At 66.6% G+C, this 21,598-nt stretch carries 19 protein-coding genes; 11 read left to right on the plus strand and 8 right to left on the minus strand.

Annotated features, from left to right (window positions below; genetic code table 11):
• The first annotated feature begins 206 nt into the window (after positions 1-206).
• Entirely contained in the window at positions 207-1,646 is a 1,440-nt protein-coding gene (locus PMO31116_RS12120; protein WP_150566936.1) for a sensor domain-containing diguanylate cyclase, read from the plus strand.
• Between the two features lie 142 nt (positions 1,647-1,788).
• Here PMO31116_RS12120 and PMO31116_RS12125 read toward each other — a convergent pair whose 3' ends face one another.
• The 3 genes from PMO31116_RS12125 to PMO31116_RS12135 form a co-directional block, all read right to left on the minus strand.
• A complete protein-coding gene (locus PMO31116_RS12125; RefSeq protein WP_150566937.1) occupies positions 1,789-2,277 on the minus strand; it encodes a dihydrofolate reductase in 489 nt (162 codons plus the stop codon).
• Positions 2,274-3,068, minus strand: coding sequence for a thymidylate synthase (locus tag PMO31116_RS12130; protein ID WP_023596759.1), 795 nt, complete (start codon positions 3,066-3,068; stop codon positions 2,274-2,276). The genes PMO31116_RS12125 and PMO31116_RS12130 overlap by 4 nt, the downstream gene beginning before the upstream one ends.
• Before the next feature lie 125 nt (positions 3,069-3,193).
• On the minus strand, positions 3,194-4,303 hold the full coding sequence (locus PMO31116_RS12135; RefSeq protein ID WP_150566938.1) for an ABC transporter ATP-binding protein: 1,110 nt from the start codon (positions 4,301-4,303) through the stop codon (positions 3,194-3,196).
• 245 nt (positions 4,304-4,548) lie between these two features.
• Here PMO31116_RS12135 and PMO31116_RS12140 point away from each other — a divergent pair, with 245 nt between their 5' ends.
• The gene (locus PMO31116_RS12140; RefSeq protein WP_150566939.1) at positions 4,549-6,306 is read left to right on the plus strand and encodes an ABC transporter permease; all 1,758 of its coding nucleotides are present in this window, start codon (positions 4,549-4,551) and stop codon (positions 6,304-6,306) included.
• 10 nt (positions 6,307-6,316) lie between these two features.
• Here PMO31116_RS12140 and PMO31116_RS12145 read toward each other — a convergent pair whose 3' ends face one another.
• A complete protein-coding gene (locus tag PMO31116_RS12145) occupies positions 6,317-6,535 on the minus strand; it encodes a hypothetical protein (RefSeq protein ID WP_150566940.1) in 219 nt (72 codons plus the stop codon).
• Positions 6,536-6,865: 330 nt separating this feature from the next.
• On the opposite strand from PMO31116_RS12145, the gene PMO31116_RS12150 reads away from it, so the two are divergent.
• From PMO31116_RS12150 to PMO31116_RS12180, 7 genes are all read left to right on the plus strand, one after another.
• Positions 6,866-7,810, plus strand: a complete 945-nt coding sequence (locus PMO31116_RS12150; protein ID WP_150566941.1) for a LysR family transcriptional regulator — start codon at positions 6,866-6,868, stop codon at positions 7,808-7,810.
• Positions 7,811-8,103: 293 nt separating this feature from the next.
• A complete protein-coding gene (locus tag PMO31116_RS12155) occupies positions 8,104-9,198 on the plus strand; it encodes an ABC transporter substrate-binding protein (protein WP_150566942.1) in 1,095 nt (364 codons plus the stop codon).
• Between the two features lie 202 nt (positions 9,199-9,400).
• Complete coding sequence (locus tag PMO31116_RS12160; protein WP_246185265.1) at positions 9,401-10,696, plus strand: CaiB/BaiF CoA transferase family protein; 1,296 nt, start codon at positions 9,401-9,403, stop codon at positions 10,694-10,696.
• Between the two features lie 124 nt (positions 10,697-10,820).
• Positions 10,821-11,894 (plus strand): CaiB/BaiF CoA transferase family protein, encoded by a 1,074-nt coding sequence (locus PMO31116_RS12165; protein ID WP_150566943.1) that lies wholly within the window; start codon positions 10,821-10,823, stop codon positions 11,892-11,894.
• Positions 11,895-12,005: 111 nt separating this feature from the next.
• Positions 12,006-12,809 (plus strand): hypothetical protein, encoded by an 804-nt coding sequence (locus tag PMO31116_RS12170; protein ID WP_246185266.1) that lies wholly within the window; start codon positions 12,006-12,008, stop codon positions 12,807-12,809.
• Between the two features lie 143 nt (positions 12,810-12,952).
• Complete coding sequence (dinB, locus tag PMO31116_RS12175; protein ID WP_150566944.1) at positions 12,953-14,083, plus strand: DNA polymerase IV; 1,131 nt, start codon at positions 12,953-12,955, stop codon at positions 14,081-14,083.
• 117 nt (positions 14,084-14,200) lie between these two features.
• Positions 14,201-14,710, plus strand: coding sequence for an MgtC/SapB family protein (locus PMO31116_RS12180; RefSeq protein WP_150566945.1), 510 nt, complete (start codon positions 14,201-14,203; stop codon positions 14,708-14,710).
• A 272-nt stretch (positions 14,711-14,982) separates the two neighbouring features.
• Here PMO31116_RS12180 and PMO31116_RS12185 read toward each other — a convergent pair whose 3' ends face one another.
• Complete coding sequence (locus PMO31116_RS12185; protein WP_150566946.1) at positions 14,983-15,435, minus strand: hypothetical protein; 453 nt, start codon at positions 15,433-15,435, stop codon at positions 14,983-14,985.
• Positions 15,436-15,548: 113 nt separating this feature from the next.
• Between PMO31116_RS12185 and PMO31116_RS12190 the strand changes: the two genes are divergently transcribed.
• Entirely contained in the window at positions 15,549-17,039 is a 1,491-nt protein-coding gene (locus PMO31116_RS12190) for a cryptochrome/photolyase family protein (protein ID WP_150566947.1), read from the plus strand.
• A 337-nt stretch (positions 17,040-17,376) separates the two neighbouring features.
• Here PMO31116_RS12190 and PMO31116_RS12195 read toward each other — a convergent pair whose 3' ends face one another.
• From PMO31116_RS12195 to PMO31116_RS12205, 3 genes are all read right to left on the minus strand, one after another.
• Positions 17,377-18,510: an urea transporter gene (locus PMO31116_RS12195; protein ID WP_150566948.1), complete on the minus strand. Its 1,134-nt coding sequence runs from the start codon at positions 18,508-18,510 to the stop codon at positions 17,377-17,379.
• Positions 18,511-18,645: 135 nt separating this feature from the next.
• Positions 18,646-20,364, minus strand: coding sequence for a glutamine--tRNA ligase/YqeY domain fusion protein (locus PMO31116_RS12200; protein WP_150566949.1), 1,719 nt, complete (start codon positions 20,362-20,364; stop codon positions 18,646-18,648).
• A gap of 137 nt (positions 20,365-20,501) precedes the next feature.
• Complete coding sequence (locus PMO31116_RS12205; protein ID WP_023596743.1) at positions 20,502-20,699, minus strand: hypothetical protein; 198 nt, start codon at positions 20,697-20,699, stop codon at positions 20,502-20,504.
• A gap of 155 nt (positions 20,700-20,854) precedes the next feature.
• Here PMO31116_RS12205 and PMO31116_RS12210 point away from each other — a divergent pair, with 155 nt between their 5' ends.
• The gene (locus PMO31116_RS12210; protein WP_150566950.1) at positions 20,855-21,370 is read left to right on the plus strand and encodes a hypothetical protein; all 516 of its coding nucleotides are present in this window, start codon (positions 20,855-20,857) and stop codon (positions 21,368-21,370) included.
• The last annotated feature ends 228 nt before the right edge of the window (positions 21,371-21,598 follow it).

Below are 21,598 nucleotides of genomic sequence, written 5' to 3' on the forward strand. Positions count from 1 at the left end.
TCCTTGGGGGCGCCGCGAGAACGACGTCCATGATGCGGGGGGAGCCACCGGCCACGGGCGCACTGTCGTGACGGTTGGCATTCACCAGGAATTGGTGCATGCTTGCCGCATCAACGGTCCCGTTCGGGGCTCGATTGCACTGCGTCGAAGCGTGTCATTCCAACAACTCTCCAGACACCGACCCGCGACTGGCAGGAGGGGCCCTCATGGACGGCTTTCTGATGGAGCGTGCGTCGCGCGCGCAGCGGGCGTTGGCCGGCTGCCTGGCGATCGTCGTGTTCGCCGCCCTGATACTGGCCGCGCCCAACGCCACGATGGCGCTGCCCGCAGTGGCGCCTTTTCTCCCGATGTGCGGCCTGACCGTTTTCACGACCGCCGCCATCGCCGCGTTCCTGCTTGGCGCGCAGTTCCAGGTCAATCGCTGGCCGGCATTCGGTTGGCTGGCCGGCGCCTACGCCTTCATGGCGCTGACCGTCGCCATGCAACTGATCACCTATCCTGGCCTGTTCGCCCCACAGGGGTTGTTAGCCGCGCATCCGACGACATCGGGCTGGATCTGGGTCTTCTGGCACGCCGGGTTTCCCATGCTCGTGCTGATCGCGATGATCGCGCGGCATCGCTTCACGCCGCAGGTCGTCACACAATGGCCATCGGCCGGGCGCGCCGTCTGGATCTATGTCGGCCTGCCGGTGGCCGTGGGATTCTTGCTATGCCTGACGGCGCTGGCGGTGCCGCTGCCGCCGGCGTTGACGCCCGCGAGCGTGCCGGGCGCGTTCTCCGCCAGCGGCGCGGGCGTCGTGCTGCTCGTGGTCAACCTCGTGGTGCTGGGCGCCGTGCTCGCGCTCGGACGCGTGCGAACGGTGCTCGACCTGTGGGTGGCGCTCGCGGTTCTCGCCTGCGTGACTGACACCGTGCTCAGCCTGATGAGCACCGTCAAATTCTCGCTGGGATGGTATCTCGCGCGCCTGTTCAGCATGTCGGCGCCGGGCGTGCTGGTATGCGTGCTGGTATGGGAGGTCACGCGCCTGTACCGTGAACTGACGCGAGCCCATCTGCGCCTGATCGAATACAGCAACCGCGATGCATTGACCGGCATCTTCAATCGCCGCTACTTCAACGAGCGCTTCCCGCGCGAGTTCGAACAGGCTCGCCGCTCAGGGCATCCTTTGTCGATTCTCATGGTCGACGTCGATCACTTCAAACGCTACAACGACGAATTCGGACACGTCGTCGGCGACGAATGCCTCGGGCAAGTGGCGTTGGCGCTTCTGCGCGCAACGCATCGACCCGCCGACATGGTCGCTCGCTACGGCGGGGAGGAATTCGTCATCGTCCTGCCCGAAACGGACGCCGAAGGCGCAAGTTTCGTGGCAACGCGCGTGGCGCAAAGCGTGCGTGCGCTGGCCAAGCCCGGAACAGGCCCGACGGGGCTGGTCACGATCAGTGTCGGTTGCGCGACGCACGTGCCGGTACAGGGGGCGGTCAACGACACGCCGGAGCGTCTCGTTTCGGTCGCGGACGAAGCGCTGTACGCGGCCAAGCGACTTGGCCGCGACCGGGTGTTTGTCTCGCGCGCCACGTCCATGCACATGGGCGACCAATTCGAAGCGGGGACGGCAGCGCCGCACGAAAATCTCAGCGCCTGACGGCAAGGGCGAAGCCGGGAAGCGGGGCGAGAGGAGCGTGGGAGCCGGAGCGAGGCCGCGCGGGAAGCAAGGGAAGCCAGGCCGCGCAAAAGCGGGAATGCCCAGGATCGCGCCGGCGCGCGAGCGGGCGCGCGCCGGGACGTCAGATCCGTTCGTAGGTCACGAACGCGTAATCGAAGTCATTCGGGGCAGGGGAATGATGCGTCTCGCGCGCCGTCTCGCGCCACTGCGCCGCAGGCAGGTCGGGAAAGTGCGCATCGCCCTCGAAGGCCTTGGCGATTTCCGTCACCACCACCTTGTCGGCACTCGGCAGGGCCTCCCTGTACAACTGCGCGCCGCCGATGAGGCAAATTTCCTCGGCCCCGACGCACAGGCGCATCGCGTCGATCAGCGAGCCGACCACATCGCAACCTTCGATCATCAGCGCCGGGTTGCGCGAGACCACGATGTTGCGGCGACCGGGCAGCGGACGTCCGATCGAGTCGTACGTCTTGCGACCCATCACGATCGGCTTGCCGAGCGTGGTGCGCTTGAAGTGGGCAAGATCCTCGGGCAGGCGCCAGGGCAATTGATTGTCGCGCCCGATCACGCCGTTCTCGGCGCGGGCGACGACCAGCGTCAGAATCGTCATACGGCCACCGGCGCCTTGATGTGCGGATGCGCTTCGTATCCTGTGATCTGGAAGTCCTCGAAGCGATAGTCGAAGATCGAATCAGGCTTGCGCGCAATCTCGAGTCTGGGCAGCGGGAACGGTTCACGCGCGAGCTGCGTATTCACTTGCTCGAGGTGATTGTTGTAGAGATGGCAATCTCCGCCGGTCCAGATGAAATCGCCCACGTCCAGCCCGGTCTGCTGCGCCATCATGTGCGTGAGCAGGGCGTAACTGGCGATGTTGAACGGCACGCCAAGGAAGATGTCGGCGCTGCGCTGATACAACTGGCACGACAGCTTGCCGTCCGCGACGTAGAACTGGAAGAACGCGTGGCAAGGCGGCAGGGCCATGCGCGGAATCTCGCCCACGTTCCAGGCCGAGACGATCAGGCGACGCGAGTCCGGCGTCTGGCGTATCTGGTCGACGAGTTGCGTGATCTGGTCGATATGACCGCCATCCGGCGTCGGCCACGAGCGCCATTGCGCCCCGTAGACCGGACCGAGTTCACCGTCGGCATCGGCCCATTCGTTCCAGATCGATACCCCGTTTTCCTGAAGATAGCGCACGTTCGTGCTGCCCTGAAGGAACCAGAGGAGTTCGTGCACGATGGACTTGATGTGCACCTTCTTGGTGGTGACGAGCGGGAAGCCTTCCTGCAGGTCGAAGCGCATCTGATAACCGAACACCGAGCGCGTGCCCGTGCCGGTGCGGTCGGTCTTGTCTGTGCCATGTTCGAGTACATGGCGCATGAAGTCGAGGTACTGTTTCATAGGCCCATCCGTTTTGGCGGATTTTACCAGCCTCTGCGCGCCGGCGTGCTGCGCGGCACGTTACGCGCGCCGTCGCCAGGGCGTCACTGGCGCGTTGCGCGCCCCGTCGCGGCTCGCCAGGCCCTTCAGACGGTCGCGTCCCGCGCGATGAAGGCGACCGGGTGCTGCACCGTCAGGCGAAGCCCCACCCGCTCGCCGGGCGCATGTGTCAGTTCGCCGTCGACGCGGGCCACGACTTCGCGGCCCGACGCCAATCGCAGCGTGTAAAGCTGGTCGGCGCCACGAAAGGCGCGCCGCACCAGTGTGCCTTCGAATGGACTGGCCGGATCGTGGGAAACGTCGTCGGCGCGCAGCAGCACGTCGACATCGACCGGATACGCGCCCTTCGGCGCGCTGCGCAGCAACTTGTCGGCCATCGACGGCGGGATCGCGATTTCGCCGAGTTCGAGCGAGATGCCGCCACCGTCGGCATTGCCCCGGAAGCTGCCGGGGATCAGCGCGCCGCGCCCGATGAAATCGGCCACCACGCGATTGGCCGGTGTACGCCACAGTTCCCGGGCGGGCGACCACTGGGCGATCGCGCCCGCATGCATCACGCCGATGCGATCGGCCATGGCGAAGGCTTCGTGCTGGTCGTGCGTGACGAGGATCGCCGTCGCGCCGCTCGCGCGGATGATCTCGCGCACCTCCACCGCCAGGCGTTCGCGCAGATCGAGATCGAGATTCGAGAACGGCTCGTCGAGCAACAACAGCGCCGGCGACGGCGCCAGTGCACGGGCCAGCGCCACCCGCTGCTGCTGCCCGCCCGACAATTCATGGGGATACTTGCGCAACGCCCCGGCCAGCCCGACGCGCTCGGCCAGCATCTCCACGCGAGCTTCGCGCTCGGCGCGCGGCAGGCGCGTGAGTCCGAAGCCGATGTTCTGCGCGACGCTCAGGTGCGGAAACAGCGCGTAGTCCTGAAACACCACGCCGACATGGCGCCGCTCCGGCGGTGCGCTCGACTGCGCGTTGGCGACCTCGTGCCCGTCGAGCACGATGCGCCCGCCTGCCAGCGGCTCGAAACCGCACACGGCGCGAAGCACGGTCGTCTTGCCGCAGCCCGATGGGCCGAGCAGACAACCGATCTCACCTCGCGCGAGCGACAGCGACAGATCGCGCACGGCAGTGTGGGCGTGGCCGGCGGTGTCGTAATTCACCGAGATATGGTCAAGCAACAGGTAGGGCAGCGGCATGGGCGTGGCAGCGGGGGCGGGAGCGGCAGGAGGCTCGACAGGGCGGGGCACTTTCCGTGCCTCACCGCGTCAGAGTCACAATTGCGAATGCGTATAATTTACATCGCTTTAGACCGGTGAGTCTGCACCGGTTCCCGTCAGGCGATGCCAAACGGCGACGCAAGGTTCGATTTGGCGGGTCCGCGTCAGGCGTTGGACCATCGCGCGCCGTGCCCCGATCAACGTTTTCCACTACTGAATTGCTGATGTCATCGACGCCTGTGTCACGCGCCGCCTCCGAGCCTGTCTCCGCCGATTGTCCTGCCGTTCCCTCGGAAGAGGTGGCGCCGATCGCGGCCTCGCCAATGCGCGTGTCGCCGCTCGCACCGCATCGGCGCGCGCGACATGGGGCGGGTCAATGGACGTGGCGGCTGGTGGCATGGGGCGCCGCGCTGATCGTGCTCGTGCCGATGATCGGCATCGTGGCGGCGCTCGGGACGGGCGATGCCGACACGCGGGCCGTACTTGCCCATATGCTCGACACGGTGCTGCCGGAGTATGCTCTGAACTCGCTGCGCATTTCACTCGCCGTCAGCGCGGGCGTGCTGGCGATGGGCGTGGCGAGTGCCTGGCTGGTGGTGCACTACGCCTTTCCCGGGCGGCGCGTGCTCGAATGGGCGTTGATCCTTCCGCTGGCGATGCCCGCCTACGTCACTGCGTATGCCTACACCGACTTTCTCCAGTTCGCCGGGCCGGTGCAAAGTGTCTTGCGTCGGTGGCTGGTCGTCGATCGCGTTGCCTGGTTCCCCGAGGTACGCTCGTGGTATGGGGCGGCCTGGGTCTTCGCAGGCGCGTTCTACCCCTACGTCTATCTGCTGGCGCGCACTGCATTCCTCGAGCACAGCCAGCGCTTCTTCGAAGCCGCGCGGACCTTGGGCTGCTCGCCGGCGCGGGCCTTCGTGCGGGTGGCGTTGCCGCTGGCGCGACCGGCGTTGGTCGCCGGCGTGGCGCTGGTGCTCATGGAGACGCTGGCCGACTATGGCGCGGTGGCGTACTTCGGCGTGCCCACCTTCACCACTGGCATTTACCGCGCCTGGCTCTCGATGGGCGACCGTGTGGCGGCCGCGCAGCTCTCGGCCTGTCTGCTGCTCGCGGTGCTCGTTCTGCTCATCGCGGAGGCGCGCAGCCGGGCAAGGCTGAGGTACTACGGGACGCCCGGCCGGGCGCCGACGACCGCGCGCCGCACCCGGCTGCGCGGCGCGCGGGCCGCGCTGGCCACCGTCGTTTGCGCGTTGCCGCTGGTCATCGGCTTCGTGCTGCCCGCGTTCATCATGCTGCGGCTGGCGGTGTCCGAACTCGATCAGGTGCCCTGGCCCCGTTATGGCGAATGGGTCTACAACACCGTGCGTCTGGCGGCGGTCGCCGCCCTGGTCGCCAGTGTCTTTGCCGTGGTGCTGGGCTACGCGAAGCGGCTGGCGCCGGGACGTGTCACGCGAATCGCCGTGCGCCTCGTGAGCGTGGGATACGCGATACCCGGCGCGGTCATCGCGCTGGGCATCCTCACGCCGGTGCTGCACCTCGACACCTGGCTCGGCCACGTGTTCGGTGCCAACGGCCTGGTCCTTGCAGGCACCGGCGGCGTGTTGGTCTACGCCTATCTCGTGCGTTTCCTGCCGGCGGCGCTGCAAAGCGTCGATGCCGGATTCGCACGCATTGCGCCGAATCTCGATGCGAGCGCCCGCAGCCTCGGCGTGGGCGGTTGGTCGATGCTGCGTCGCGTGCATCTGCCGCTGCTGCGCGGGAGCGTGCTGACGGCGGCGCTGCTGGTCTTCGTCGATGTCATGAAGGAGCTGCCCGCCACGCTCGCACTGCGACCTTTCAACATGGACACGCTCGCGGTCGTCACGAACCATCTCGCCGCCGACGAACGGCTCGCCGAAGCCGCCGTGCCGGCCCTCACGCTCGTGCTCGTCGGTCTGTTGCCGGTGCTGGTGCTCGCGCGCGCGATCGCGCGACGTACCTGATCCAACGGCCTCACAAGACGCTCAGCATTGCCGGCGACTCGAACGTCGCCGCCGTCGCTTTCCGAAACGATTGGGAGTTGCCGCCCCGATAGCGCCGCACTATAGTCAAATCAGACCCGGCGACGAAACCGGGATATCCGAGCGGCGACAAAATGATTGCGATCATCATTTGCAAATGTTGGCTGTTCATGGCCTTGGCGTCGGCACCACCGCCGGAGGTATCGCTCAACACGGCGGACGGGGGCTGGAGCACCGTCCTGCTCGCAGGGGCGATGCGCTAGCGGTGGCTCTGGGAGGGACCGGCACAGGCACGTCATGTGACACGGGCGCACGACGCCCGAAGGCGGCGTGCAACCTGTCGGGCTGAAGTCGGATTCGTGTCACCGGGCGCCGTGGGTGCCTTCCTCCTGAGCCGTTGCACGAGGCGGATGCCGTCGGCGGCGCTCGTCCTTGTGATGTTCGGTGGTGTTTTCCTGTGTCGTCAGGCGCGGCGCCGTGTGGCGTTTTTGCCACACACGTCGCAATTTCGCTGTCAATGCAGTGCCTCCGGGAGACAGGCATGGCGCTATGGCGGATCGATCTGGTGTCGCTGCGGTTGTTCGTGGCGGTGTGTGAGGAAAGCAGCATCGCGCGCGCGGCCGAGCGCGAGTTCATCGCGCCGTCCGCCGTTAGCAAGCGGATCAACGACCTGGAATCGCTGGTGGGGTCGGCGCTGCTGCAACGCCATAAATGGGGGGTGCGCGCCACGCCCGCCGGGGAAGCCCTGCTGCATCACGCGCGCAACGTGCTGCGCAGTCTCGAGAAGATGCAGGGCGATTTGTCCGAATACACCAGCGGGGTGCGCGGCCACATCCGCATCTTCGCCAACGTGTCGTCCATCGTGGAGACGCTGCCCGACGAACTCGGTGCGTTCCTGCGCCGGCACGAGGGCGTGAAGGTCGACCTGGAAGAGCACACCAGCGCGCAGGTCGTGCGCGGGGTCGCCGACGGCGCCACCGACATCGGCATCTGCTGGGACGCCGTGGACACTCGCGACGTCGAAGTGTTTCCCTACCGCCACGACCAGATCGTCACCGTGCTCCACCGCGATCACGCGCTGGCGGGCGCTGCCCAACTCGCCTTCGCGGAGACGCTCGACTACGACCACGTCGGCGTCCATCCGGACAGCGCCATGTACACCGTGCTGCGACGTCTGGCCGCCGAGCAGGGCAAGACCGTGAAGTTTCGCATCCACGTCTCGACTTTCGAAGCGGTGTGCCGCATGGTGCGCGCCAACCTCGGTCTGGCGGTGGTCCCGCGCGAGGCGGTGGGTATCTACTCGCAGGTGACGGACGGGGAGGCGCTGAGCATCGTGCCGCTTACCGACGCGTGGGCGCAGCGCCGGCTGATTGTGTGTGTGCGACGCTACGACGCTTTGCCGGTAGCCTCGCGCATGCTGGTCGACCACTTGTGCGCGCGTAACGTGACCGACGGAGCAAGTGTGCCGCACGAGCACAACCGATGACGGCACGAGCGGTCGGGCGACGTCACCCAACCCTTGCGGCCCCCGCCCGCTTGCGGGGGCGCGAAGCGTCACCGAGACGGTCGAAGGGTTTGCGGCGGGGGTAGGGCGACGCATCGAGCAAAGGCGTCGGGGCGGCAGGCGTGCTTCCAGACATCGCGAACGGCGATGCGTGGCATGCCGAAACACAACTTGTCGCCTTGACATCACGAGGCGATGCTTTCCGGGCCGATAGCGATTCCGGCCGACGAGCCGGAGCGCGCCTGTGTCCCGCATCGGGCGGGAGGAGACACGCGATGAGACAAGCCGACGCGCGCCGTGTGCGCGATGCCGTGGGACGACTGATCCTCGTTCTCACGCTGATGGTGCTGGGCCTCGTGGCATTGAGCCTGAGTCCCGGCGCGCCAGCCGCGTCCGCTGCGTCCGCCGCGTCGGCACAGCCGCTGGAGAAGCCGAAGATCACCATCGCCGTGGGCGGGAAGCCCGGGCTCTATTACCTGCCGCTGACCATCGCCGAACAACTCGGCTACTTCCGGGACGAAGGCCTGGAGGTGACCATCGACGACTTCGCCGGTGGCTCGAAAGCCTTGCAGGCCGTGGTGGGCGGCAGCGCCGACGTGGGCGCCGGCGCGTTCGAGCATACGCTGCTCATGCAGACCAAGGGCCTGACGTATCAGGCGTTCGTGGTGCTGGGCGCGGCGCCGCAACTGGTACTGGGTGTGGTCAAGGCCAAGGCGGGCGAAGTGAAGTCGGTCAAGGATCTGAAGGGCATGCGCGTCGGCGTGAGCGCACCGGGCTCGAGCACGCACATGCTCGTCAATGTCGCCCTGGCCAGGGCGGGACTTAAGCCGGGCGACGTGTCGATCGTGGGCGTCGGGAGCAACGCAACGGTGGTCGCCGCCGTGCGCGGCGGGCAGATCGATGCCGTCTCGAACGTCGATCCGATGATCACGTTGCTGCAAGAGTCGGGGGACCTCAAGGTGCTCGTCGACACGCGTACCCAGGCGGGCACGCGCGCCGTGTTCGGCGGCGCGATGCCGGCCGCCGTGATGTACGCGCCGCAGAGCTTCATCCAGAAGCATCCGCGCACGGTGCAGGCACTCGCCAATGCGATCGTGCGCGCGGACAAATGGCTCCAGCACGCGTCGGCGGCCGATCTGATAAGGACAGTACCGGAATCGTATTTGCTCGGCAATCAGGCGCTCTACCTGAAGGCGTTCGCCAACTGTCGCGAGGCGTTCTCGCCCGACGGCATGATGCCCGCCGGCGGCCCGGCCACGGCGCTCAAGGCGTTGGCGTCGTTTTCGCCCGAAGTCAAACCGTCGCAGATCCGGCTGGGCGACACCTGGACCAATACCTTCGCCGCGCAGGCAAATCGCCAGTATCACTGAACATCGGTCCACGAACGGTGGTTTGAATTCGGGCGCGGAACAGAGGTGGCCGGACAGTCCGGCCACGGTGGCGGCGAGTGCCCTCGCGGGGCATATCGCCGGATTCGATCAACTGCGGCGCGACGGAATCCCGTCGCATCCCGCGAGCGTGCCGGACCGGGTGCACCGTGAGGCGTCGCATACGGGTTGGGGAGGATAGTCGATGCAGGACGCGTCCCCTGCGACACCGATGCCATTGAAGGGCATTCGTGTCGTGGAGTTTTCCCATATGGTCATGGGACCCACGTGCGGCATGGTGCTCGGCGATCTCGGCGCCGACGTCATCAAGGTGGAACCGGTCGGCGGCGATGCGACGCGGGGTCTGCTTGGGACCGGTGCCGGTTTCTTCCGGGCGTTCAACCGCAACAAACGCAGTCTTGCCGTCGACGTGACCCGGCCGGAGGGACGCGAGCTCATCCTGCGTCTGGCGGCCAGGGCGGACGTGCTGACCGAGAACTTCAAGCCCGGCCGCATGCGTCGGATCGGACTGGATTACGCCACGCTTTCGCGCCTGAATCCGGCGCTGGTCTATGTGTCTCTCAAGGGCTTTCTGTCAGGGCCGTATGCGGGGCGTACGGCGCTCGACGAGGTCGTGCAGATGATGGCAGGGCTGGCGTACATGACAGGGCCGCCCGGCCAGCCGCTGCGCGCCGGGGCATCGGTCAACGACATCATGGGGGGCGTGTTCGGTGCGCTCGCGGCGCTCGCGGCGCTCTACGAGCGCAAGGGCACCGGACGCGGGCAGGAAGTGCAGGGTGCACTCTTCGAGAATTGCGTGCTGCTCGCCGCGCAGCACATGCAGCAGTTCGCCGTCACCGGCGTGGCGCCCGACCCGATGCCGGCGAGGGTCTCGGCGTGGGGCATCTACGACGTCTTCGCCGCGCGCGACGGTGTGCAAATCTTTCTGGCCGTGGTGAGCGATTCGCAGTGGCGGATTTTTTGCGATGTGTTCGGCCGTCATGATCTGGCCGAGGACGCGCGGCTGGCCACCAACAACGATCGGGTGCTGGCGCGGGACTGGCTGTTGCCGTTGCTGCGCGAGATGATGCAGGGCTTCGACGCCGACTATCTGGCGGCGGCGTTCGAGCGCCACGGCCTGCCGTTCGCGCCGATCGTCAAGCCGCAGGCGTTGTTCGACGATCCTCATCTGCTCGCGAGCGGCGGCCTGGGCGATCTGGTGACGGAGCATGGCGAGCACACGCGCGTGCCGCTGCTGCCGATTGCGATGGCGGGCCAGCGACTGCCGGCGCGCCGAGCGTTGCCCGCGACCGGGGAGCACACCGCCGAAATTCTGCGCGAGCTGGGGTACCTCGACAGCCAGATCGCCCGACTGTTCGACGAGGGGGTGGTGGCCGGGCCCGCGCACGCATCGACACCGCGAGACGCCGGCGACGCGGGTGACGCCAGCGAGGAGGGCGAGGAGGGCGAGGAGGCCGACGGCGCAGGTCCCGTTTTGTGAGAGGCCAACGCCGGGCCGGGCGCAATCGGCATTTTCCGAACGAAAGTGGCTCGCCGGCCGGTTGCGGTCAAACCCCGCGGCGAGGTACGGTTGAGCCTCCGAGTTCGCCGACTGCCACCACGCCATGACCGACACCGCCACCACGCCCGAAGCCGATGGTTCCCATGCAGGCGCTGATGCGCCGCTCGATGGTGTGACCGTGCTGGATCTCACACGTTTGCTGCCGGGCCCGCTCGCGGGCATGCGACTCGCCGCGCTGGGCGCGCACGTCGTCAAGATCGAGGACAAGGGCGCGGGCGACTATGCGCGCGAGATGATGCTGGGCGACGGGGAGATGCCGCCGGGCGGGTTCTGGCGGCTACTCAATCGCGGCAAGACCGTGATGCGCCTCGACCTCAAGGACGACACCGACCGGGCGACTTTTCTCGACTGGGTGGCGCGCGCGGACATCCTGCTCGAAGGGTTTCGTCCCGGCGTGATGGCCCGGCTCGGTTTCGATTACGCCTCGCTGGCGCGGCGACGCCCGTCGCTCGTGATGGCGTCGATCAGCGGATACGGGCAGCAGGGGCCGATGTCGCAGGCGGCGGGGCACGACATCAACTACATCGGTTACGCGGGGGTGCTCGATCAGCTCTGCGACGCGCTCGATGCGCCGATCGTCCCGAACTTCCAGATCGGCGACCTCTACGGGGGCGGCCAGGCTGCGGTGCAGGCCGTGCTGGCGGCGCTGGTGTCGGCGCAACGCACCGGTCGTGGCCGCTGGCTCGATATTTCCATGACGCACGAGGTATTTCGCTCGAACATCGTGCCCGCCGTGGCGATGCATCGCCAGGGGTGCACGGCGCGCGCCGGCGGCGATCTCCTCAACGGCGGCGTGCCCTGTTACCAGGTCTATCGCACGCGCGACAATCGCTTCATGGCAGTCGGGGCGCTCGAACTCAAGTTCTGGCAGACCCTGTGCGACGTACTGGGGCGCAACGAATGGAAGTCGCGTCACTGGTCGCTCGGTCAGGTCGTGGGCGGCGACGACGCGCGTGCGCTGCACGCCGAGTTGGCGGCGGTCTTCGCGGGCGCGTCGCAGCGCGAGTGGGTCGAGCGCTTCGCCCACGCCGATTGTTGCGTCACCCCGGTGCTCCGGCTCGAGGAAGCGATGGTGCATCCGTTGTTCGCGCAGGTGCGCGATGCACTGGTGCCCTGATCGGCGGCGCGTTACCGAATGTCACAATTTTTCGGGCGGGAGCGTCGCGAAGTCCGGCGGGCGATCGCGTAAAGTCGTCGCTGACTTCACCGCCTGGCGCTCCGACCTCCGATGACCCGAAGGCTTGCACTTCCCGAACGACGACACTGGCTCGCGGACTTCACCCGAGTCGCGCCACGCCGATGGACCGCCGTGACCGTGCTCGGCGTCGCCACGGTCGCTGCATTGTGCGCCGGCTGCGCGTCTTATCAGGACGCGCCGACCGATCGCGGGGCGGTGCGCTCCACGCCGATGACGACCGGCGATCTGGCGCAGACCGACATCAATCGCATGGCGACGCTGGGCATGCGTGCCAACCTCGAGAGCCTGTACCTGCTGGCCGACAAGCTCTACAAGCGCAATCCGAGAGAATGGCGAAAGTCGGGGGCCGCGTCGCAAGCTCAGGCGATGACGCAACTTCGCGCGGCGGTCGAAGGACGCCGCACGCTGCCCGAGCTCAAAGCGCTGCGCGACGTGCGCGCGCTGTCGCTGTCGCTCGACCCGGCGTTCCAGGGGGATCGCGTGGCCGCGTTCATCTTCAGCCTGTCGGACACGATCATTACGGCGCACGGTGGCTCGACGGTGTTCTACCTGAGCGACGGCCTCGATGCGCAGCGTATCTACAACGCGGCGCGCAATGTGGAAATCGCGGCGTGGCTGCTCGCGAGCCGTCAGGACACGGCCGGACATCCGTTGTTGCTGGCGAACGAAATCGCCGAGGTGCGAAACGTGAGCTTCGAGCGCGAGTTCGGCAAGATCGTCGGTCGGCTCGACCTGCTCGCCGAGATGCTCGACGAAAAATTTCGCCGCGCCGGAATTGGCTACGTGCAAAACCTGCTGGGTGCCCAGTTTCTCCAGTTCCTGCCGGTGCGTTGAGTGTGACGCACCTGGCGCATGTGACGAGTGTGCGGCGTGTGACGAGTGGGATGCGTGCCGAGCGCGATGGCGGGGGGGGGCGCAGTTGGGGCGCAAATCTCTCGTGAATGCTGTATATTTGCACAGTATTTTCGCTGCCCGCCATGTCACCCGCCACGCGCAAGATCATTCACTGCGACGCCGACTGTTTCTACGCCTCCGTCGAGATGCGGGACGACCCGTCGCTGCGCGGGATTCCTCTGGCGGTGGGCGGCCAGCCGGATCAGCGCGGGGTGGTCGCCACCTGCAATTACGAGGCGCGCGCCTTTGGCGTGCGCTCGGCCATGCCCTCGGCGCAGGCCGTTAAGCTGTGCCCCGACTTGCGAATCATTCCGCCTTCGATGGCGCGGTACCAGGAAGCGTCCCGGCGGATCATGGCGATCTATCGCGATTACACCGACCTCGTCGAACCCTTGTCGCTCGACGAAGCGTATCTCGACGTCACCCTTGGCGATCGCTGCGAGGGCTCGGCCACGCTGATGGCTCGCGAGATTCGCGCACGCGTGGCCGCGGAAGTGGGACTCACCGTTTCGGCGGGCGTGGCGCCCAACAAGTTCATTGCCAAGATCGCCAGTGACTGGCGCAAGCCCGACGGCCTGTTCGTGGTGAAGCCCGCCGAGGTGGACGCCTTCGTGGCGGCGCTTCCGGTGGAGCGCCTGTTCGGCGTCGGCAAGGTGACAGCGGAGAAGCTTCGCGCGCTGGGCGTGGATTCCTGCGCGGATTTGCGAAGCCACTCGCTGACCGAGCTCATCGAGCGTTTCGGCGTGTTCGGGCAGCGGCTGTTCGAGCGTTGCCGAGGCATCGACACGCGCGAAGTCAGCCCCGACCGCGAGCGGAAATCCATCAGCGTCGAGACGACCTACACGCGCGACTTGCGCACGCTGGCCGACTGCGAGGCGGCCCTCGATCCACTGCTTCGCCTGCTCGCCGAGCGCATCGAGCGCGCGCGGCGCAACGAGCCGTTCGCCATCGCCAAGGTCTTCGTCAAGATTCGTTTTGCCGACTTCTCGCGCACGACGGCCGAGGCCGGGGCGTTGGGGGTGGACGCCCGTCAATGCCGCGAGCTGCTGGCCGAAGCCGTGGGCCGCAAGCGTCGGCCCGTACGATTGCTGGGCGTGGGCGTGCGGATGCTCGACGCCGAAGCGACGCGTCAACTGCGACTGTTCGACGACTGGGACGCCGTTGAGCGCACCTTGTCCACGAACGCGGGCGATAATGGGGCATCACAGGCGTAGATGACGCGCCGGCGATCGCGGGAACGTGGCACGCGCGCGGCTTGCCAAGGCCGCGTCGCGCGACAGCGCACATGACGTATGACTCGCGCAGCAATGCGCACCCAGACGAGGTGAAGGATGACGGAGATCATCGAAGTCACGTTGCGGCTCACCGCGGCCCTGATCCTGGGCGGCCTCGTGGGCCTGAACCGCAATCTGCATCACAAGTCAGTCGGCTTGCGCACGTTGGCGATCGTGTCGTTCGGCTCGGCCTTGTTCGTGCTGGCCGTGGTGCCGTTTCCGGGCTCGGCGCTGACCTACGACAACTCGTCAGTCAGCCGCGTCGTGCAGGGAATCGTCGCGGGGATCGGGTTTCTCGGCGCAGGTTGTATCGTCCGGCCCAGCCGAGGCGCCTCGGTTCACGGGTTCACCACGGCGGCGGCACTCTGGAGTACCACGGGGATCGGTATCATCTGCGGTCTGGGCCGCTGGCATATCGCGGTGGCCGCCATGATGCTGCTGCTTATCGTGCTGGCGGTCGGCGGGCGGGTCGAAGCGCTCGCGCACCGATGGCTGGGACACGACGAACCCCGCAATGGCATCGCGGATGCGAACACGCCGGCGTCCCGTGAGCGCGACAACACGTGACATCCATGGTGCGCTGGCAGAAGATGCACATCGCGGCCTCCCCGCGCCCGGAGCACTGGCGGCGCATTTATTGTGGATACCGAAGAAAAATGCCCGCCGAAGCGGGCAAATGACGTTGTCGCAGTACCCCCAAAAGGACGTAAGAGGGCGGTTTCATTTTGGTGACCTGCCGTTTTTTCGCCAATCGGGGCTTGCCCGATTAGGGAAAGCACGTTCGGGAGACTACGTAAGTCGCGCCGCAATGCCCCGTGGTATCGGTCACCCCTGTCGATCTACCGCAGCGCCCGAAGCTCCGTGGCGCGGGCGCGCGCGACTCGCAAGCCGTCCGCCTGGAGCGTGAGCGTGGCAGCCTCGGCTTGCTGCGAAGCCTCCGACGGCGACGCGTACGTCACCACCGCCGCCCGACGTTCCCGGAGGAATCGCTCGGTGATGGGGGCGCACTCGGCCGCGGCCTCGTCGGCCAGACGCCCGGCGTCGGGCTCGAGGTTGACGTAGCGCGCCACATGTCCGTACAAACAGGTGCGGTATTGGTTGGCAGCGGCGTCGGCCGCGGCCAGGTGACGCTCGCGCAGGGTGGCGGCGTCGGGCGCGGGGGCATGCGCGGGCGTCGCGCCGGCTTGCGGTCGTGATGGGGTGGCGCAGCCGGTGGCGAGCAGCGTCGCCGCGAGACACGCCAGGACCGGCGCGGCGCGCATTTGAGTCAAAATCGGAAACTTCCGAATCATGAGGTAATCGAGGCCGATGGCAAAAAGTCCGCGATCTCGCTATGGTACGGGATTTGGCGAGGACGTCCTCGCATTCCACCGAATTGGGCGCGCAGGTGTCGCGCCGAACTGACATGAGCGAATTCCACAAAGGTCTGGTATGGCTGCGGCGCGATCTTCGCTGCACGGACAACGCTTCGCTGGCGCAGGCGCTCGCGAGTTGCGCCGAGGTGTATGTCGCGTTCGTTTTCGACACGACCATTCTCGACGGACTGCCGCGTGACGACAGGCGTGTCGCTTTCATTCGCGACAGTGTTTGCGAGCTCGACGAAACCCTCAAGGCGCGCGGTGGCGGGTTGGTCGTGCGTCACGGCGACCCGGCGCATGAGATTCCGACACTGGCCAGGGCACTCGGTGTGCAGGCGGTGTTCGCCGCCCGGGACTACGAGCCGGCCGCGCTCAGGCGCGATCGTGCCGTTGCCCGCTCGCTGGAAGATCAGGGTATCGCTTTCGAACTCGTGAAAGACCATGTGATCTTCGAGATGAACGAGGTTCTGAGCGCACAGGGCGAGCCCTACAGCGTATTCACGCCGTACCAGCGCGCCTGGCTCAGGCAAGTGAGGCCGGTCGACCTCGCACCGCACGGGAAACCGTCCGATTTCCGGCGATTGACCCAGCCGCCGGGCGCCGTGAAGGGGGCGATACCGTCGTTGGCGACGTTGGGCTTCGATGTGCCCGAGTCGCGCCGCATCGCGGTGCCCGCAGGGGAGTCGGGAGCGCAGCAACTGCTCGACGACTTCCTGCCACGTATGGCGCACTACCACGAACGACGCGACTATCCGGCCGTGCGTGGGCCGAGCTATCTGTCCGTGCATCTGCGCTTCGGCACCGTGTCGATCCGCACGCTCGCGCGTGAGGCGCACGCCGCCATGCAGCATGGTGGCGAGGCCGGCCGCGGCGCGCAGACATGGCTCGGCGAGCTGATCTGGCGCGACTTCTATTTCATGATCCTGCACCATCACCCGCATGTGGACGGCCGGGCGTTCAAGCCGGCGTACGACGCGATCGAGTGGGCTGCGGGCAAGGAGGCCGACGCCGCGTTCCTGGCCTGGTGCGAGGGGCGCACCGGTTATCCGCTCGTCGACGCGGCGATGCGCCAGATCAACGAGACCGGTTATATGCACAACCGCCTGCGAATGGTGACGGCGAGCTTTCTGGTCAAGGATCTGGGCATCGACTGGCGGCGCGGCGAGGCGTACTTCGCGCAGGCCCTCAACGATTTCGACCTGGCGGCGAACAATGGTGGGTGGCAGTGGGCTGCCTCGACCGGTTGCGATGCCCAGCCGTACTTCCGCATCTTCAATCCGGTCACGCAGTCAGAGAAGTTCGACCCCGAAGGGCGATTCATCCGAAAGTACGTGCCCGAACTGGCCGATTTGCCTAACAAGGCGCTGCACGCGCCCTGGCGCGCCGATGCGCAGACCTTGCGCGATGCCGGCGTGGTATTGGGGCAGAACTATCCGGAGCCGTTGGTCGCCCACGACGTGGCGCGTCAGGAGACGTTGACGCGCTATGCGGTCGTGAAATCGCCCGCAACGTCAGCCGGGGCACCGGACGCCGGGTGATACGGCGGATCGTGAGATCTGCGCGAACGGATCGGTGTATACCCCGGTCAACTTTTTGCGCCAACAGCCGTTGATACCGGTATGGCACGCAAGAGGCCTGGGCTTCGGCAGCGGTTCGTAACGTCGGGGGGCGTTGGCGAGCGTCAGGGAAGAGGCAGCGATAACAACAGCGGTACTTGAAAATGCTCCGGTGCCCGAAAGGGCGCGATCGAGAGCGAGGGCAGGCCAAAACCACACAGGGAAGCTGAGTCATCTCCACGGCCGCGCAGACGGCAGCTTCCCGAAACGGGGTTAGCGATGAGCGAGTGCCCGGAACGTCCACGTTCCGGGCATTTTTTTATGCGATTGCCGAAGACGGCCGGGGTCGGGTGACGGCGAGCACCGCCCAGACGGCCAGATTGAACGGCAAGGTGAAGTAGGGCCAGCCGGTCGGCGCGAGGACGTGACCGAGCACGACACACAGAATGCTGGCCAGCCAAGCGCCCGCGAAGCGCTGGGCGGTTGGGCGACCGAGGGCACCGAGGCCCAATGCGGCGAGAAACGCATTCACCCCCATCCCCCCGGCCTGGGCCGCGACCGACGGCCAGGACTGGCCGAGCGAGCTGAGCGAGTTGAGCGACGCCAGCCATGTCGGCAATGTCCGTGAGACGAGTGAGGTGGCGGATACGAGGCCCGCCCAGACGGCTACCGCCGCCGCGAGCGCCCAAAGCGTGGCGCGAACGTTCCAGAGTGCCAGCACGTACCAGGTCAGCAGGCCGAACACCAGCGGCGCGATGAAGACCACCTGTCCCACCGAGCAGAACACGAATCCGGGCGTGGCGGCGTCGCAGGCCAGCGCGCTCGCGCGAGGCACCAGGCCGACCCGGGACTGTGCGGCCCAGGAGAGCGCCATCACGCCGATGAAGGGGCCCGTGAGCGCTGGAAACCGGCGTCGCGCGAGTTCGGCGGACGCGACGACGGTTAGTGCCACGCATGCCGCGAGCCAGACGAAGCCCGCGACGCCGGGTTGCCAAAGCGCGCCGAACGCGACGCCGGTGAGCGCTGCGTTGTAGCCTGTAAGTCCCTTTCGTCTCTGCTCGGCCGGCAGTCGCAGCGCGATCGCGATCGCCGAGGCGATCGCGCTGGCCGCCAGTCCGGTGAGGGCGGCAGGACGATCGGCGAGCGCAAGGACGGCAAGCAGCAACACACCGGCGCCAGCCGACGGGATGAAATAGATTTGCGCGAAGTTCGCGGCCAGTCCATGTAGCGCATCCGCCAAGCGTTGGAGGATCCCACCGCCCGACAGCAAGGTCGGTGAGGTCGGTGAGGTCGGTGATGGCGCCGCGCCCGGCGAGGTCGATGTGGCCGGGTGCATTGACGAAGGGCGGAGCGTGGGCATGGACGGGTGTCGGAAGCGGCGGCTGGCGAATGAGAACGCGCATTCGGTGAGTCGAGGCCGGACTGGGTATCCGGCGATGTCGGTCGCGAGCATACGCCGAACCGACGCAGACGGGTGTGCGGGCGCCTTATAGTAGGTATTTCAGGCGAAGACCAGAGCGAAGGCACCAAAGCAAAAACCCGCGCTCGGGAGCGCGGGTTTTTGCGGTTAGGGGCGGGATGCCGAGGCTTACTTGCCGCCACCCTTGGCCGGCTTCACCGCCCAGCCGTCCTTGAGCGAGACGATGCGGTTGAACACCGGTTTGCCCGGGACAGAGTCGTGACGGTCGGCAACGAAGTAGCCGTGACGCTCGAACTGCACGCGATCCTCCGGCGCCGCGCTCATCAGCCCCGGCTCGATGTACGCCTGCGTGACGCGCTTCGCATTCGGGTTGAGGGCGTCGAGGAAGTTCTTTTCGCCAGCATCGGGATGCGGGTCCACGAACAGGCGGTCGTAGATGCGCACTTCCGCGGCCAGCGCGTGCGCCGCGCTCACCCAGTGGATGTTGCCCTTGACCTTGTAGTTGTCCGCGCCCGGCGTGCCCGAACGGCTGTCTTCGAAGTAGTTGCAGTGCACCGCCGTGACATTGCCGTCGGCATCGGTGTCGAAGCCGGTGCACTCGACCACGTACCCGTAGCGCAGACGCACCTTGTTGCCCGGGAAGAGCCGGAAGAAGCCCTTGACCGGCTCGGCCTGGAAATCTTCGCGCTCGATCCACAGCTCGCGCGAGATGGGGAACGTGCGCATGCCGCGCTCCGGGAAGTGCGGATGCACCGGCGCCTGGCAGTCCTCCTGCTGGCCTTCGGGGTAGTTGTCGATGACCAGCTTGAGCGGATCGAGCACGGCCGTCGCGCGCGGTGCCTTCGGATCGAGGTCATCGCGCAATGCCTGCTCGAGAATGCTCATGTCGATCCACGATGCCGACTTGGCAACGCCGATGCGCTCGCAGAACAGTTGCAGGCTCTCGGGCGAGAAGCCGCGGCGACGCAGGCCAACCAGCGTGGGCATGCGCGGATCGTCCCAACCGTCGACGAACTTCTCGTCGACCAGTTGGCGCAGCTTGCGCTTGCTCGTGATCGCATACGTCAGTTGCAGGCGTGCGAATTCGATCTGTTGCGGCGTGGGGCGCGTGAACATGCCTGCATCGGCCAGCTCGCCGAGTACCCAGTCGTAGAACGGACGCTGGTCTTCGAACTCCAGCGTGCACAGACTGTGCGTGATGTTCTCGATGGCGTCCTCGAGCGGATGGGCGTACGTGTACATCGGGTAGATGCACCACGCGTCGCCCGTGCGGTGGTGGTGGGCGTGGCGAATCCGGTAAATCGCCGGGTCGCGCAGGTTGATGTTCGGCGACGCCATGTCGATCTTGGCGCGCAGCACGTGCGTGCCGTCGGCGAATTCGCCCGCGCGCATGCGGCGGAACAGATCGAGGTTTTCCTCGACGGTGCGATTGCGGAACGGCGAATCCTTGCCCGGTTCGGTGAGGGTGCCCCGATTGGCACGCATGTCTTCGGCGCTCTGGCTGTCGACATAGGCCTTGCCGCGCTGGATCAGGATTTCGGCACCCTGATAGAGCTGCTCGAAGTAGTCGCTCGCGAAGTACAGGTGCTCCTTTTGCGGCGTCTGGTAGCTGAAACCGAGCCACTTGACCATGTCGATGATCGAGTCGACGTATTCGGTCTCTTCCTTTTCGGGGTTGGTGTCGTCGAAGCGCAGATGGCACACGCCGTCGTAGTCGCGCGCCACGCCGAAGTTCAGGCAGATCGCCTTGGCGTGACCGATGTGCAGATATCCGTTCGGCTCTGGCGGGAAGCGCGTCTCGACGCGCTGGCCCCATTTACCCGAGCGATTGTCTTCGTCAATGATGTTGCGGATGAAATTGGATGCCGCGTTCAGCTCTGTGCTCATGCCAGTCCAGTGTTCGGAGTTTGGCAAATATTCTACCGTACCGCACTGCACCACGGGCGAGCATCGACGTGCCGACACGCAGGCGCCCCTGGCGCCCGCGCGATGCCCCGCGCAAGCGAGGCACCGCTGCGCGGGCGCTAGACCGTCGGCGCCTGCGCGGACGCACGCTGCCCGGGCCAGTTGGCATAAGAGAGCAGCCACAGGGAAATGATGTTGATCACCGGAATGAAGGCCAATATCGTGAACCACGGCGACAGGCCCAGCCGGGTCAGAATGCGCCAGACGGGGATCCCGACGAGCACGATAGCGACGAGCAAGCCAATCAGACTGGACATGCGATATCTCCCGAAAGTCCCACCGGCGGCGGGTTCGGCCCCAGTATATAGCGCGGCTCGGTACGCACGACTTTCACTGCGCCCGGATTGTCCTATCCTGAAAACACTGCCGGTCCCACCGGCGGCTCTGTGAGTGACCCTTCCGGGAGGACATCATGGAACTGCACCTCCACTCGCATCGCTACACGCACCGCTCGCCCGACTGGGCCGCCGCCGCCGTGGCCGGTTTCGTCGCCTGCGCCTTTTTCTCCGCCGTGGAAATGCTCATGGTGCTGCTGGTCTCCGGCCAGAGTCCCTGGGTGCCGCCGCGCATGGTCGCGGCCATCGTCCTCGGCCCGGGCATCATTACCCAGCCCGCCACGTTCGATCTTTCCATCGTCGCCATGGCGCTGATCGTCCACGCGGCCATCGGCGTGGTGCTCGGCGTGGTGCTGGGCGCGATCGTCGCCCCGTTCCGGCTGGATTCGGACGTGGTGACCGTGTCGCTTGCCGGCGCCGTGTTCGGCCTGGTCGTGTACGCCGTGAACTTCCATGTGATGACGCAGCTTTTCCCGTGGTTCATCGAATCGCGTGGCTGGACGATGGTCGCGGGGCACGTCATCTTCGGCGCGTTCGCCGGCTACATGTACTGGATTCTGCGGCAGATGGACGAGCCCTCGGCAAGCCGTTGACGTCAGGCGTCTGGCATCGAGTCGACGCGCCAAACGGCACGGCGCGTCGATTTCTGCTATCATTCGCCAACTGCACTCGATTTCCCGTCAATTCCGGGAGTCATGGGGGTAGTCTTCAGCGGTATGCCTTGCCGGGCAACAGCGTTGCCTGTCCGGTGAAAGCGAGCGCACGACACGAAAACCACTACAGAGGTGTCGCGCGTTGCGTTGTGGCTGCCGCCCCGAACG

It is taken from the genome of Pandoraea morbifera, from assembly GCF_902459575.1.
In the GTDB taxonomy this organism is placed as follows: Bacteria; Pseudomonadota; Gammaproteobacteria; order Burkholderiales; family Burkholderiaceae; genus Pandoraea; species Pandoraea morbifera.